Genomic DNA, 15567 nt, shown 5'->3' on the forward strand with positions numbered 1-15567 from the left:
TGGAAAACTGACGGCGGACTGCGCTTGAAGCCCCGTGGCATGTGCCTTGCTAAGGGCTATGTATTAAAGCCTGCACCAACGTCGGAGCAGGCTTACGGACAATGGCGTCGTTTCCCTGCAATGGCTTGCGCTGCCACCCGCGCAACCCTCAAGGGTTACGACGCTTTTTTTTGAGCAAAGGTGAGTGTTGATGAACGATTCGGTCGGCAACAGCCCGGTGAGCCATCCGCTGGCCTGGGTGAACGGCAGTGACGCCCCGGAAAAGAGCAGCCTCGACCTGGGCTTCATGGCGCTGACCGATTGCGCCTCGCTGGTGGTCGCCGCCACCCAGGGCTTCGCCCAACCCTACGGCCTGACGCTGAACCTCAAGCGCCAATCGTCCTGGGCCAACCTGCGCGACAAACTGGTCAGCGGCGAACTGGACGCCGCCCATAGCCTCTATGGGTTGATCTATGCCGTGCACCTGGGCATCGGCGGCGTAGCGCCGACCGACATGGCCGTTCTGATGGGGCTCAACCAGAACGGCCAGAGCATCAACCTGTCCCGCGGCCTGCAACAGCAAGGGGTGATCACTCCTGAAGCACTGGACCGCCACGTGCACCAAAGCCGCACAAAACTGACCTTTGCACAGACATTTCCCACAGGCACTCACGCCATGTGGCTGTATTACTGGCTGGCGAGCCAAGGCATTCATCCGTTGCAGGACGTCGACAGTGTGGTGGTGCCGCCGCCGCAGATGGTCGCGCACCTGCAAGCCGGGCGCATCGACGGGTTTTGCGTGGGCGAGCCCTGGTGTGCCAGCGCGGTGAAGCAAAACCAGGGGTTCACCCTGGCGACCACCCAGGCGATCTGGCCGAATCATCCGGAAAAGGTTCTAGGTTGCACCCAGGCGTTTGTCGATCAATACCCGAACACCGCTCGCGTCCTGGTCATGGCGATTCTCGAGGCCAGCCGCTTTATCGAGCAAAGCCAGGAAAACCGCCGCTCCACCGCACAATTACTCAGTGCTTGCGACTACCTCGATGCGCCGCTCGACTGCATCGAACCACGCCTGCTGGGTGCTTATGACGACGGCCTCGGCCACCAGTGGCAAGACCCGCATGCCCTGCGGTTTTTCGGCGATGGCGAAGTAAACCTGCCGTACCTTTGCGACGGTATGTGGTTCATGACCCAGTTTCGGCGCTGGGGCTTGCTGCGCGAAGATCCGGACTACCTGGGCGTCGCCCGCCGCGTGCAGCAACTGGCTTTATACCGTCAGGCCGCTGCCGCCGTCGGCGTCAACGCAAACGCAGCGGACATGCGCAGCAGCCAGCTGATCGACGGCAAAATCTGGGACGGCTCCGACCCCGCCGCCTACGCGCGCAGCTTCCGACTGCACGCCATGGCAGACCACCCCAGCCACGAAGCGCAGCGCTGACAGGACGACCTTTATGTTACGCATCCTGTTAATCAACGATACGCCGCGCAAGGTCGGGCGCCTCAAGGCCGCATTGATCGAAGCCGGGTTCGAGGTGATCGATGAGTCCGGCCTGACCATCGACCTGCCCGCGCGCGTCGAAACGGTGCGCCCGGACGTGATCCTGATCGATACCGAGTCACCTGGCCGAGATGTAATGGAGCAGGTGGTACTGGTCAGCCGCGATCAGCCCCGGCCGATCGTGATGTTTACCGACGAACACGACCCGAACGTGATGCGCCAGGCCATCAAATCCGGGGTCAGCGCTTATATCGTCGAAGGCATTCAGGCCCAGCGCCTGCAGCCGATCCTGGACGTGGCCATGGCCCGCTTTGAAAGCGACCAGGCCTTGCGCGCCCAGCTCCAGGCGCGCGACCAGCAACTGGCCGAGCGTAAACGCATCGAGCTGGCCAAAGGCATGCTGATGAAAATGAAGCACTGCAACGAAGAAGAGGCCTACACGCTGATGCGCCGCCAAGCCATGAGCCGCCAACAGAAACTGATCCAGGTGGCGGAGCAGATTATCGCCATGAGCGAGTTGCTTGGCTGATCTGGCGCAGCTCTTGCTAAGCATTCACCACAGGTAACCAACGGCGGTTGCCCCTTCTACGACAAAGACGTCGCCCATCCGGTTTGCCCTCGCGAACCCGATGGCGGCGTTTTTTCGTTTTGGCCCCAGCGCCTGGGGCCGATGGGGCGGCTTTTAGCCAGCGGCCCCATCACTCGGCCTTCTTACAAGACCCCAACCGTTGAGGTGCGTGATGAAATCAAGCTTCTGGAAATCCGGGCACACCCCGACCCTGTTTGCCGCGTTCCTGTATTTCGACCTGAGTTTCATGGTCTGGTACCTGCTGGGCCCGCTGGCGGTGCAGATCGCCGCCGACCTGCACTTGACCACCCAACAGCGCGGGCTGGTAGTGGCCACGCCGATCCTGGCCGGCGCGGTGCTGCGTTTTCTGATGGGCATGCTGGCCGACAAACTGTCGCCTAAAACCGCCGGGCTGATCGGCCAGGTCATTGTGATTGCCGCACTGTTCGGCGCCTGGCAACTGGGCATCCACAGTTACGAGCAGGCCCTGCTGCTGGGCGTGTTCCTGGGCATGGCGGGCGCGTCGTTTGCGGTCGCCCTGCCGCTGGCCTCTCAGTGGTATCCCGCGGAACACCAGGGCAAGGCCATGGGCATCGCCGGTGCCGGCAACTCCGGCACCGTGTTTGCTGCATTGCTGGCACCGGTACTCGCCGCCGCGTTTGGCTGGAGCAATGTGTTCGGCTTCGCGCTGATTCCATTGGTCATCACGCTGATCGTCTTCGCCTGGCTTGCGCGCAATGCCCCGGAACGCCCGAAGGCCAAATCCATGGCCGACTACTTTAAAGCCCTGGGCGACCGCGACAGCTGGTGGTTCATGTTCTTTTACAGCGTGACGTTCGGCGGTTTTATTGGCTTGGCCAGCGCCCTGCCCGGCTACTTTAACGACCAATACGGCTTGAGCCCGGTGACCGCAGGCTACTACACCGCCGCCTGTGTGTTTGGCGGCAGCCTGATGCGCCCGTTGGGTGGTGCCCTGGCGGACCGTTTCGGCGGGATTCGCACCTTGCTCGGCATGTACAGCGTGGCGGCAATCTGCATCGCGGCGGTGGGTTTCAACCTGCCAAGCTCTTACGCGGCCTTGGCACTTTTCGTCTGCACCATGCTCGGCCTCGGCGCAGGTAATGGCGCGGTGTTTCAACTGGTGCCCCAGCGTTTTCGCCGCGAGATCGGCGTGATGACCGGCCTGATCGGCATGGCCGGCGGAATCGGCGGCTTCGCCCTCGCGGCAGGCATGGGCGCGATCAAGCAAAGCACCGGCAGTTATCAAATGGCCCTGTGGCTGTTCGCCAGCCTCGGCGTGCTGGCCTGGTTCGGGCTGCACGGGGTCAAACGTCGCTGGAGAACCACCTGGGGTTCGGCCGCCGTGACCGCCGCACGCGTCTGATGGGCTTGCAACTGAGTGTCGCGCAAGCCAGCGCCATTGGCCCTCGAGCCGAAAACCAGGACGCCCTGCGCGTCGTCACACCCGTGGCGGAACTGGCGGCGAGTAAAGGTTACCTGTGCGCCATCGCCGATGGCGTCAGCCAATGCGCCGACGGCGGCCTGGCGGCGCGCTCGACCTTGCAGGCGCTGGCGATGGACTACTACGCCACGCCGCAAACCTGGGGCGTGGCCCAGGCGCTCGAGCGTCTGTTGCTGGCGCAGAATCGCTGGTTGCAGGCCAACGGCGGCGGCCAGCCGCTGCTGACCACCTTGAGTGCGCTGGTGTTTCGCGGCCAACGCTTCACCCTCGCGCATGTCGGCGATTGCCGGGTGTATCGCTGGCTGGACGGCGAGTTGCAGCGCATCAGCGAAGACCACGTGTGGGAACAACCGGGCATGCAGCACGTGCTCAAGCGCGCGCTCGGCCTGGACCAACACCTGGTGCTGGATTTTCTCGACGGTGAACTGCGCGCAGGCGAATGTTTTTTATTGCTCAGCGATGGCGTGTGGGCCGCCTTGGGTGAGCACAGCATCAGTTCGATCCTGCGCGAGCAAACTGACCTCGATGTGGCGGTCAACACGCTGGTCAACGCCGCGCACCTGGCCGCCAGCCAGGACAATGCCAGCGCCCTGCTGGTGCGCATCGACCAGCTCGGCGCCGCCACCCTGGGCGATGCGCTGGTGCAGTTGCAGCAATGGCCGCTGCCCCCTTCGCTCAAACCCGGGCAGCGCTTTGAAGGCTGGCAGGTTGAAAGCCTGCTGGCGCAGAGCCGACAGTCGTTGCTGTACCGGATACGTGATGCCCAGCAGCAACCCTGGCTGCTGAAAACCTTGCCGCTCAACCGCGACGATGACAGCGATGCCGGCCAAGCGTTGCTATCTGAAGAGTGGTTTTTGCGCCGGGTTGCCGGGCGCGCGTTTCCTGAAGTTCACGCGGCCAGTGGGCGACAGCATCTGTACTACGTGATGCGCGAATACCCGGGGCAAACCCTTGCCGAACTGTTCCGGCACCAGGGGCCATTGCCCCTGGCGCAGTGGCAGTCCATCGCCGAGCGGTTGCTGCGGGCGATGGGCCTGCTGCACCGGCGACAAATCCTGCACCGCGATATCAAGCCGGAAAACCTGCTGCTGGGTGACGATGGCGAACTGCGCGTGCTGGATTTTGGCCTGGCCTATTGCCCGGGGCTCTCCGAAGACCGCGCTCATTTGCTGCCCGGCACGCCAAGTTTTATCGCACCCGAGGCGTTCAGCGGCGAGCCGCCTACGCCGCAACAGGATTTATACAGTGTCGGCGTTACCTTGTATTACCTGCTGACCGGGCATTATCCCTACGGCGAAATCGAAGCTTTCCAACGGCCGCGTTTCGCCCAGCCCGTCAGCGCCAGCCGCTATCGTCCCGACCTGCCTGACTGGTTGCCACTGAGCCTGGAACGCGCCGTGGCGGCTTCACCCGCGCAACGTTATGAAACCGCCGAAGAATGGCTGCTGGTGCTGGAGCAGGCCGACCGCCGTGAACTGAGCGTGCGACCACGGCCCTTGCTGGAGCGCGAACCGCTCAAGGTCTGGCAAAGCCTCGCCGCCATGTCGCTGCTGGTCAATCTGGTGCTGCTGTACTGGCTGTTGCACCACTAGAGGGCAAATTCCCAGGCAGCGCTGACTCAAAGCCCCAATAAACCCGCAAGCTGGCCAACTTGGCACAGCCACTGCATTAGCTTCCCCAACAACACACATACAGCCGTCCCTTCAACGTCGAAGGAGCGAGCTTCCCGAGAGAACGGGACCAGGACAAAGGCGTCCTCGCTAGATCACTAGCGGGGACGCCTTTTTTTGTTTGCGCGTAATTGGTCGAGCCATTGCGGAGAACGACATGAAAAAACTCAAATTGGTGATGATCGGCAACGGCATGGCCGGGGTTCGCACCCTTGAAGAATTGCTCAAGCTGAGCAGCGACCTGTACGACATCACCGTGTTCGGCGCCGAGCCCCACACCAACTACAACCGCATTCTGCTGTCGCCGGTGCTGGCCGGCGAGCAAACGTTCGAAGAGATCGTGCTCAACGATCTCGACTGGTACCTGGATAACCACATCAAGCTGTTGCTCAACCGCAAAGTGGTGCAGATCGACCGTGTCAAACGCCTGGTCATCGCCGAAGACGGCACCGCAGCCGAGTACGATCGCCTGCTGATCGCCACCGGCTCGACGCCATTTATCCTGCCGATCCCAGGCAATACCTTGCAAGGCGTGATCGGCTACCGCGACATCGCCGACACTCAGGCCATGATCGACACCGCCAAAACCCACAAGCACGCTGTGGTGATCGGCGGTGGCTTGCTCGGCCTGGAGGCCGCCAACGGCCTGATGCTGCGCGGCATGCACGTGACCGTGGTGCATATCGGCGAATGGCTGTTGGAGCGGCAGCTGGACAAGACCAGCGGCCAACTGCTGCAGGCCGAACTGGAAAGCCGTGGCCTGGTGTTCCGTCTACAAGAACAGACCCAGGCGCTGCACGATGCCGGTAACGGCCGTGTCGGCTCGGTGCAATTCAAGAACGGCGACGTCATCCCCGCTGACCTGGTGGTGATGGCCGCCGGCATCCGCCCCAACACCGAACTCGCAGAAAAATCCGGCATCCCGTGCAACCGCGGGATTCTGGTCAACGACACCTTGCAGACCTACGACCCACGCATTTATGCCATAGGCGAATGCGCCAGCCATCGCGGCATCGCCTATGGCCTGGTTGCGCCACTGTTCGAGCAAGCCAAAGTCTGCGCCAATCACCTTGCGCAGCTGGGCTTTGCCACCTACAAGGGCTCGGTCACCTCAACCAAATTGAAGGTCACCGGTATCGACCTGTTCTCCGCCGGCGACTTTATGGGCGGCGAAGGCACCGAAACCATCACCCTCAGCGACCCGATTGGCGGCGTGTACAAAAAACTGGTGATCAAGGACGACATCCTGGTCGGCGCCTGCCTGTACGGCGATACCGCGGACGGCGGTTGGTATTTCCGTCAGATCCGTGAGAACCATGCGATAGGCGAGATCCGCGATCACCTGATGTTCGGCGAAAACGCTTTAGGCGATGTCGGCCATCAAGGCCAGGACAAGGCCATGAGCATGGCCGACAACGCCGAAGTCTGCGGTTGCAACGGCGTGTGCAAGGGCACCATCGTCAAGGCGATCCAGGCGCACGGGCTGTTCAGCGTTGACGAGGTCAAGAAGCACACCAAGGCCGCCAGCTCCTGTGGCTCCTGCGCCGGGCTGGTGGAGCAGATACTGATCAACACCGTGGGCGGTGCCGCGGACGTCAAACCAAAGAGCGAAAAGGCGATCTGCGGTTGCAGCGACCTCAACCACGGGCAAATTCGCCAGGCCATCCGCGATCAGCACTTGCTGACCATCGCCGGCACCATGAGCTACCTGAACTGGCGCACACCCAACGGCTGCGCCACCTGCCGCCCGGCGCTCAACTATTACCTGATCTCCACTTGGCCAGGCGAAGCCAAGGATGACCCGCAATCGCGCCTGATCAACGAACGCGCCCACGCCAACATTCAGAAAGACGGCACCTACTCCGTAGTCCCGCGGATGTGGGGCGGTGTGACCAATCCGTCAGAGCTGCGGCGTATTGCCGACGTGGCCGACAAGTACAACGTGCCGATGGTCAAGGTCACCGGCGGTCAACGCATCGACCTGCTGGGTATCAAGAAACAGGACCTGCCAGGGGTTTGGAAGGACCTCGACATGCCTTCCGGTCACGCCTATGGCAAATCCATCCGCACCGTGAAGACTTGCGTCGGCAGTGAGTTCTGCCGTTTTGGCACACAGAACTCGACGCAGTTGGGCATAGAGCTGGAGCATGACCTGTTCAATATGTGGTCGCCGCACAAGGTCAAGCTGGCGGTGTCCGGTTGCCCACGCAATTGCTCGGAAGCGGGCATCAAGGACGTGGGCATCATCGGCGTGGATTCCGGCTGGGAGATGTACATCGGCGGCAACGGCGGGATCAAAACCGAAGTCGCGGAGTTCTTCGTCAAGCTGAAAACCGCCGACGAAGTCCGTGAATACAACGGCGCTTTCCTGCAGCTTTACCGCGAAGAAGCCTTCTACCTCGAGCGCACCGTGCACTACCTGCAACGCGTGGGCATGGAGCACATCAAGAAGGCCGTACTGGAAGACCCGGCTCGCCGCCAAGCCCTCAACGAGCGTCTGCAGTTTTCGCTGTCGTTCGAACAAGACCCCTGGAAAGAACGCCTGGAGCAGCCGCTGCTGAAAAAGGAATTCGAGGTCATCCCCGTCAAACAGCTGGAGGTGCCGGTATGAACTGGCTGGATATATGCGCACTCGATGAAATCAACGCCCTGGGCTCGCGCATCATCAATGGGCCCAAAGGTGATATCGCGATTTTTCGTACCAGTGATGACGAAGTGTTCGCCCTCGATGACCGCTGCCCGCACAAGGGCGGTCCGTTGTCCCAAGGCCTGATCTACGGCAAGCGCGTAGCCTGCCCGCTGCACAACTGGCAGATTGATCTGGCATCCGGCGAAGCCCAGGCACCGGACATCGGCTGCGCACACCATCACCACGCCCGCGTGGAAAATGGCCGGGTCATGCTGGCCCTGCGGGACGCGGGTTGATGAACCGCCAGGTCACCGCGTCCACCTGCTGTTACTGCGGGGTGGGTTGCGGCGTGCTGATCGAGCACGATGGCGCGCAGATCCTCGGTGTACAAGGCGACCCGAACCACCCGGCGAACTTCGGCAAGTTGTGCAGCAAAGGCTCCAGTCTGCACCTGACCGGCGACCTGGCGGCCCGCGCCTTGTACCCGGAGCTGCGTCTGGGCAAAGGCCTGGCGCGGGCACGCACCGACTGGGAAACCGCACTGGAGCACGCGGCCAACGTGTTCGCCGAGACCATCAGCGAACACGGGCCGGACAGCGTGGCGTTCTACATTTCCGGGCAATTGCTGACCGAGGACTACTACAGCTTCAACAAGCTGGCTCGCGCGCTGGTCGGCACCAACAACATCGACAGCAACTCGCGGCTGTGCATGTCCTCGGCAGTGGTGGGCTACAAGCGCAGCCTGGGCGCCGATGCGCCGCCGTGCAGTTATGAAGACCTGGAGTGCAGCGACTGCGTAATGATCGTCGGCAGCAACATGGCCTACGCCCACCCGGTATTGTTCCGACGCCTTGAGGAAGCCAAAGCGCGGCGCCCGCAGATGAAAGTGCTGGTGATCGACCCACGTCGCACGGACACCTGCGATTTGGCTGACCTGCACCTGGCCATCCTGCCTGGGACGGATGTGGCGTTGTTCCATGGGATTTTGCATCTGTTGCTGTGGGAAGACTGGATCGACCGAGACTTTATCCAGGCGCATACCGATGGACTGGCCGAGCTGAAACGGCTGGTGCATGACTACACGCCGCAAATGGTCACGCAGCTGTGCGGGATCAGCGTCGAGCAGCTGCGCCTGTGCGCCGAATGGGTCGGTACCTCCAGCAGTTTTCTGTCGCTGTGGTGCATGGGGCTCAACCAATCCACCGCCGGCAGCGCCAAAAACAGCGCGCTGATCAACTTGCACCTGGCCACCGGCACGATTGGCCGAGCGGGCTGTGGGCCGTTTTCCCTGACTGGCCAGCCGAATGCGATGGGTGGGCGCGAGACCGGCAGTTTGTCGAATCTGCTGCCCGGCCATCGCGAGGCGGCCAACCCGGAACATCGGGCCGAAGTGGCCGCGTATTGGGGTGTTGAACAACTGCCCGCCAGCACCGGGCTGACCGCCATCGAACTGTTTGAACAGGTACAGGCCGGCAAGATCAAGGCCTTGTGGATCGCCTGCACCAACCCTGCCCAATCCTTGCCCGACCAGAACACCGTGCGCATGGCCTTGGAGGCGTGCCCTTTCGTGGTGCTACAGGAGGCTTTTCGTACAACCGAAACGGCCCGTTTCGCTGACTTGCTGCTGCCGGCGGCCAGTTGGGGCGAGAAAGAAGGCACGGTAACCAACTCTGAACGGCGCATTTCCCACGTGCGACGGGCCATCGCCCCACCTGGGGAGGCGCGCCCGGATTGGGCAATCACTGTGGATTTTGCCCAGCGCCTGGAGCGACGTCTTTGTCCCGGAAAACCGGGGCTTTTCGCCTTTGAACACCCCTCGCAGCTCTTTGATGAGTACAAACTGCTGACCCGCAACCGCGATCTTGACTTGTCGGGCATCAGCCATGCCCTGCTCGATCGGATGGGTCCGCAGCAATGGCCGTTTCCCGCGGGCGCGCAATCTGGAACTGCGCGCCTGTACACCGACGGCGTATTCCCGACCGAGAGCGGCCGCGCGCACTTTGTTGCCGACCCCTACCGCGCCGCCAAAGAGCAGCGCGACGCACGCTTCCCGCTGACGCTGATCACCGGCCGCCTGCGTGATCAATGGCACGGCATGAGTCGCACAGGCACTGCAGCCCAGTTATTTGGGCATGTGAGCGAGGCACTGCTGAGCGTGCACCCGGATGAGTTGCGCCGCCATCGCTTCAAGGACGGTGACCTGGTCAACCTCAAGAGCCGTCGCGGCAGCGTGATTATTGCCATCAACAGTGATGACAGCGTGCGCCCCGGCCAAGCGTTCCTGCCGATGCATTGGGGTGACCGTTTTCTCAAGGGGGGCGTGAATACGCTGACCCAGCCAGCCTTCGACCCTTTGTCGAAACAGCCGGAACTCAAACACAGCGGTGTGCGCCTGGAGGCTGTGCAACTGCCGTGGCAGCTGTTTGCGTTGATCGAAGGCGATGTGCAGCAACACGTCGAGGCACTGCGCCCCCTGTGCGAGGGCTTTGCCTACGTGAGCCTTAGCCTGGCCGGGCGCGAACGGCCGGCACTGGTGGTGCGCGCGGCACATACCGAGGCGCCCGACCTGCAACTGCTGACCCGTATCGACGCACTGCTGGGGCTCAACGACGGCCCAGTGATGGCGTACGACGACCCGCGTCGCTCGATCGGTAAACGCGTAAAAATCGAAAAAGGCCGGATTACCGCGTTGCGCCTGGCCGGTGAAACCCTGGCTCGGCATTGGTTGCAAAGCCTCTGGCTGGAAGGCCGCACTGACGATCAACTGCGCCGCTGGCTGCTGGCACCGCTCAGTGCGCCGCCGGGCGGTGCGGCAGCCAGCGGCAAGATTGTGTGCAACTGCAAGAACGTCAGCGAAAACGCCGTGTGCGCAGGCATCACTCGCGGCCTGGACCTTAACGGGCTCAAACAGGCGCTGGGCTGCGGCACGCAATGCGGCTCGTGCGTACCGGAAATCAAACGTCTTTTGGCCAGCAACCCGCAGCCAATCGCAATCAGTGTGTGAGGGAAAAACATGAGCGCAAAAATCTGGCTGGTGGGTGCGGGGCCCGGTGATCCTGAACTGCTGACCCTGAAGGCGGTGCGGGCCCTCCATGAGGCCGACGTGGTATTGATTGATGACCTGGTCAACCCGGCTGTGCTGGAGCACTGCCTTGAGGCGCGGATTATCAGCGTAGGCAAACGCGGTGGCTGCCGTTCGACACCACAGGATTTTATCCATCGCCTGATGCTGCGTTATGCCCGGCAAGGCAAATGCGTGGTGCGATTAAAGGGTGGTGACCCGTGCATTTTCGGGCGTGGCGGCGAAGAAGCGATGTGGTTGCGCGAACGTGGTGTGGACGTGGAGTTGGTCAACGGGATCACGGCGGGCCTGGCCGGTGCAACAAACTGCGATATCCCGCTGACATTGCGTGGGGTCAGTCGCGGTGTAACGCTCGTTACGGCACATACCCAGGACAACAGCAGCCTGAACTGGCGTGCACTGGCCGAAAGCGGGACGACGTTGGTGGTGTACATGGGCGTGGCGAAGCTGGAGGAGATCCGTCAGCAGTTGCTGGAGAGCACCATGGCAGAGGATATGCCGGTGGCGATGATCGAAAACGCATCGCTGACTCAGCAGCGAGAATGCCGTAGCACGTTGGGGCAGATGCACAAGGATGCGCAGGCGTTCGCCTTGAAGAGCCCGGCAATTCTGGTGATCGGCAGTGTCGCCGCGGCTGCACAGGCGGCATGCGTGACCGTATCCGCCAGCGCCTGAGGCAAACGCCAGGCGAAAAAAAGCCCGGCCTAAGCCGGGCTTTTTTTTACCACTCAATAATTACTGAGCAGCTTGAGCTTCTACCGAGGCTTCTACGCGACGGTTGATAGCACGGCCAGCTTCAGTTGCGTTGTCAGCAACTGGGCGGGATTTGCCATAACCAACCGAGCTTACACGGTTAGGAGCAATACCGTCTTTGACCAGAACTTGCTTGACCGCGTCAGCACGACGCTGGGACAGCTTCTGGTTGTAAGCGTCAGGACCGACGGAGTCAGTGTGACCTTCAACAACGGTGGTGGTTTGTGGATACTGTTTCATGAAGTCAGCGAGGTTTTTCACGTCGCCGTAGCTGTTAGGCTTAACAACCGACTTGTCGAAGTCGAACTTCACGTCCAGCTCAACACGAACAACCTGAGCAACTGGAGCTTCTGGCTCTGGAGTTGGCTCTGGAGCTGGTGCTGGGGTAGGAGCTGGAGCTACTGCGCCGGCGTTGCCGCCGAAGTTCACACCCAGGCCGACCAGTGCGGAGTAATCCCACTTGCCGTTGTCCAGGTTGTAGTCAGACTCAACACCGGCACGTGCGAACAGGTTGTTGGTGAAGTAGTACTTCACGCCAGCGCCAGCGATAGCCAGGGTGGACTGGTCGCGACCGCTGTGGCCATCGTCTTTAACGTTAGTACGGCTCTGGTGACCGAAACCACCTTCAACGTATGGACGCAGGGAGTCAACACCGGCCTGACCGAAGTGGTACTGAGCAGTCACGCTGCCAGTGTCACCTTTGATCTTCTGGCTACCAGTACCGTCGTTCGAACGGGTGTGGTTGGTAGTGTCGTAGTTCAGGTTGATCGACACGTCGTCGGTCAAGAAGTAACCGATGCTTGCGCCAGGGTTGAAGCCGTCTTCGATGTGCTTAACGCTATCGTTGTACTGCTTCTTGTAGAACAGCTGGCCTTCAACTGCGCCTTGGCCTTGTGCCAGAGCGCCGAAAGAAGTGGCAGCAATAAGAGAACCAATGGCAAAGCCCAAGGTGTTTTTCAGTTTCATCCGTTAAATCCCCATCTGGTGATTGTAAAGCAGTCCCACAAACCGGGGGACAACTCGGCGACAAGTCTAACAGAACTTGCCTACACGTAAGAGATATTTGCCACGCACTAAGTTTCAGTCTCGCCCGCAAATTTCTCACGTAATTTATCAAGAGCACGCTTGTAACGCATTTTTGTAGCACTCAAACCCATGTGCATGATGTCAGCAATTTCCTGAAACTCCAGCTCTGCGACAAATCGTAGCACCAAAATTTCGCGGTCAATTGGGTTCACATGCACCAACCAGCGATCGAGTCCGCCCTTTTCCTCGGGTGCCGGCGCCTTTTCTTCAGACGCTTCCTCAAGGGGGTCGAGACTCAAAGCGTCCATCAACCGACGCTTTCGCCGCTCCTTACGATACTGCGTGATGCACTCGTTATACGTGATGCTGTAGAGCCATGTCTTGAACTTCGATTTGCCCTCGAAGTTCTTCAGGCCATACAGCACCTTGAGCATCACTTCCTGACAGACATCGTCCGCATCTCTATCGTTCCCTAAATACCTTGAACAAACGTTGAACAGAGTGCGTTGATATCTGCGCATCAATTCTTCGTACGCGCGTGTTACGTGAAACAGCTCCGTGTGCGAGCGCGCGACCAACTCCTCATCAGAGAGCTCACGGGGGTCATAGCGCGTAGACAGCGTTTGGGCTTTATTCAAAACAAGTCGTGCCGACAGTCAGGTCAATGTCCGCTACAGCCCGGTCACCCGGGTTTGCGGCGGCGTACATTAGCAGGGTTTGCCGGATTAGCGGCTACTGACCTGCTGCTCCAGGAGAATCCGATTGGACAGCGATACCAGCTCACCGTCATCGGTCAGCACGGTCGTCTTGACTGTGCCGATCTCCTCGATTTGCCCTTCGACCTCGCCCACACGCACCTGTTGCCCAACCTGATACAGCTCACGCACATAGATTCCCGCAAGAATCTGACCGGCAATTTCCCGGCTTCCCAACCCCATGGCCAGCGCAACGGCCAGACCAACGGTAATCAAAACAATCACAATCACATGGTTGAGCAGGTCAGTTTTGACCTCGAGCTGGCTGATCGCGACGGAAATACTGATGATGATCACCAGCCCCTGAGCGATCCGCCCCAGGCCCGCAGCATAGTCCAGCCCCACGCCTTCGGCGCCTCCGCGCACCAGCCCATTGGCCAGTTGCGCCAGTAAAACGCCTACGAGCAGCACCAGCGCGCCGCCGAAAACCTTCGGCAAATACAGCGCCAGCATGTCGAGCGTAGCTGAAACTCGCTCAAGTCCAAGGGATTGAGCTGCAGAAACCAGAAAAATAAGTAAAACGAACCAGTAAACGATCTTCCCGATGAGGGTCGAGATCGGCACTTGCAGCCCGGCACGACCCAACAGCTTGGTCAGGCCCGTGCCTGCCATCAAGCGGTCCAGGCCCAGTTTGGCGAGCAATTTGGACAGCAGGGTGTCGAGCAGCTTGGCCACGACAAAACCCAGCAAGACCAAAACCAGAGCACCAAACAGGTTGGGAATGAAATTCGCCACCTTGGTCCACAATGCAGTCATCGCAGTGACCAGGCTCTGGGTCCAGAGATCAAGTTCCATATTCAATCAGCCTTATCAGCAGTGCGAGCAAGAGGTTTACGACGGGAAACCGGCGACACATGGGCCGAACCATTGTTCAGAGCCATCATCAGCGCCGGCAGCCAACGACCGAGCAGCCCGAACAGATCTCCCGCACCTACCTGACGGTTGGCGGTTTTCAACACGCGACCCAGGCAGGCGTCGTCGTCACGGTTGGACGGCGAAGCATTAAGCATGTCACGCAATGACTGTTCGAACGGATCGTGCATAAAGACCTCTCGCAAGTGATTTAAAAGACGAGGGTTAAATTCCTGGGGTCACATGTACCCCCTACTACGTTCAGGTCATATTCAGGTCAAACCCAGCGCAATCGTCGAAATAGCCACCATTGGCCCAAGGCGACGACCACCATCATCAGGCACGCAATCATGAATCCGTAGGGACTGGCGGAGAACGGAATCCCGCCCACATTTATCCCCAGCAAACCGGTGAGAAAACTCATCGGCAAAAAAATCCCGGTGATGATACCGAAGCGGTACATGGTGCGATTCATCCGCAGGCTCAATCGCCGGTCTTCGGTCTCAAGCACAAGCCCCACGCGCTCTCGAGCCAATTCGAGCTCTTCCAGGTAACGCGTCAGGCTATTGTGTAATTCGTTCCAGTAGTCAGCATCGTCATCACAAAACCACGGCAATTTGGTTCGCGTCAGCTGGGCAAAAATATCTCGCTGAGGGGCGAGGAAACGCTTGAGCCCCGCCGCGCGCCGACGGATCTGCAGGACGCTGCCATGTTCCGGAGTATACCGTTCGTCGGCATCCAATTTTTCTTCTTCGATATCGACGACTTCAGACAGATCGGTAACCAGATCCTGCACTTTGTTGGTCAGGTACTGCGCCATATAAAGGATGAGTTCCGAAGCGGTTTTCGGCCCTTTGCCCTCCGCCAGTTGCACCAGCAACTCATCGGTTGCGCGCAGCGGACGCAGGCGCAAGGAAATCACGCGATCGGCCGCTGCGAAGATCCGCACCGACACCATGTCTTCCGGCTCGGCGCCCGGGTTCAGGTTGACCCCGCGCAGAAACAGCAGCAATTGCGCTTCGGGCAGCGGCAACAGGCGCGGACGGGTGTTTTCCTCCAGCAGCAAATCGCAGGCAAACTCGCTCAAGCCGCTGGACTTACGCAGCCAGGTCTGGGTCTGCGGATGGCTGCGATCCCAATGCAGCCACAGGCTTTCCTGAGGCTGAAGTTGCAAGTCGTCGAGCTCAGTCCGGGCAATCGAACGCGCACCGCCTTTACCGTCCAGCACCAGGGCATGCACCAGCCCCCATTGCGCGTTTTCTTCCTCGAACATCCTCACCCCTATCGGCAACA

At 60.5% G+C, this 15567-nt stretch carries 13 protein-coding genes; 8 read left to right on the plus strand and 5 right to left on the minus strand.

Annotated elements, in window-relative coordinates; translation table 11 throughout:
- Positions 1–190 precede the first annotated feature (190 nt).
- From FPT15_RS05465 to cobA, 8 genes are all read left to right on the plus strand, one after another.
- Positions 191–1417, plus strand: a complete 1227-nt coding sequence (locus tag FPT15_RS05465) for a CmpA/NrtA family ABC transporter substrate-binding protein (RefSeq protein ID WP_145159119.1) — start codon at positions 191–193, stop codon at positions 1415–1417.
- A gap of 13 nt (positions 1418–1430) precedes the next feature.
- On the plus strand, positions 1431–2006 hold the full coding sequence (locus FPT15_RS05470; RefSeq protein WP_083357333.1) for an ANTAR domain-containing response regulator: 576 nt from the start codon (positions 1431–1433) through the stop codon (positions 2004–2006).
- 211 nt (positions 2007–2217) lie between these two features.
- A complete protein-coding gene (locus FPT15_RS05475; protein ID WP_145159121.1) occupies positions 2218–3429 on the plus strand; it encodes a NarK/NasA family nitrate transporter in 1212 nt (403 codons plus the stop codon).
- A complete protein-coding gene (locus FPT15_RS05480; protein WP_145159123.1) occupies positions 3429–5099 on the plus strand; it encodes a bifunctional protein-serine/threonine kinase/phosphatase in 1671 nt (556 codons plus the stop codon). Before FPT15_RS05475 ends, FPT15_RS05480 begins: the two co-directional genes overlap by 1 nt.
- Positions 5100–5334: 235 nt before the next feature.
- Entirely contained in the window at positions 5335–7788 is a 2454-nt protein-coding gene (gene nirB, locus FPT15_RS05485; protein WP_145159124.1) for a nitrite reductase large subunit NirB, read from the plus strand.
- A complete protein-coding gene (gene nirD / locus FPT15_RS05490; protein ID WP_145159126.1) occupies positions 7785–8102 on the plus strand; it encodes a nitrite reductase small subunit NirD in 318 nt (105 codons plus the stop codon). Before nirB ends, nirD begins: the two co-directional genes overlap by 4 nt.
- Positions 8102–10810 carry a nitrate reductase gene (locus FPT15_RS05495; protein ID WP_145159128.1) on the plus strand — a complete coding sequence of 903 codons (2709 nt, stop codon included), beginning with the start codon at positions 8102–8104 and terminating at the stop codon, positions 10808–10810. Before nirD ends, FPT15_RS05495 begins: the two co-directional genes overlap by 1 nt.
- Positions 10811–10819: 9 nt before the next feature.
- Positions 10820–11563, plus strand: coding sequence for a uroporphyrinogen-III C-methyltransferase (cobA, locus tag FPT15_RS05500; protein ID WP_145159130.1), 744 nt, complete (start codon positions 10820–10822; stop codon positions 11561–11563).
- A gap of 60 nt (positions 11564–11623) precedes the next feature.
- Here cobA and FPT15_RS05505 read toward each other — a convergent pair whose 3' ends face one another.
- From FPT15_RS05505 to FPT15_RS05525, 5 genes are all read right to left on the minus strand, one after another.
- Positions 11624–12607 carry an OmpA family protein gene (locus tag FPT15_RS05505; protein WP_145159132.1) on the minus strand — a complete coding sequence of 328 codons (984 nt, stop codon included), beginning with the start codon at positions 12605–12607 and terminating at the stop codon, positions 11624–11626.
- Between the two features lie 107 nt (positions 12608–12714).
- Positions 12715–13305 carry an RNA polymerase sigma factor SigX gene (sigX, locus tag FPT15_RS05510; protein ID WP_003193286.1) on the minus strand — a complete coding sequence of 197 codons (591 nt, stop codon included), beginning with the start codon at positions 13303–13305 and terminating at the stop codon, positions 12715–12717.
- Positions 13306–13392: 87 nt separating this feature from the next.
- Positions 13393–14217 (minus strand): mechanosensitive ion channel domain-containing protein, encoded by an 825-nt coding sequence (locus FPT15_RS05515; RefSeq protein ID WP_145159133.1) that lies wholly within the window; start codon positions 14215–14217, stop codon positions 13393–13395.
- A gap of 2 nt (positions 14218–14219) precedes the next feature.
- Positions 14220–14465, minus strand: coding sequence for a hypothetical protein (locus FPT15_RS05520; RefSeq protein ID WP_005790375.1), 246 nt, complete (start codon positions 14463–14465; stop codon positions 14220–14222).
- Between the two features lie 86 nt (positions 14466–14551).
- On the minus strand, positions 14552–15547 hold the full coding sequence (locus FPT15_RS05525; protein ID WP_145159135.1) for a zinc transporter ZntB: 996 nt from the start codon (positions 15545–15547) through the stop codon (positions 14552–14554).
- Between the last annotated feature and the right edge of the window lie 20 nt (positions 15548–15567).

It is taken from the genome of Pseudomonas sp. RGB (assembly GCF_007713445.1).
Lineage (GTDB): Bacteria > Pseudomonadota > Gammaproteobacteria > Pseudomonadales > Pseudomonadaceae > Aquipseudomonas.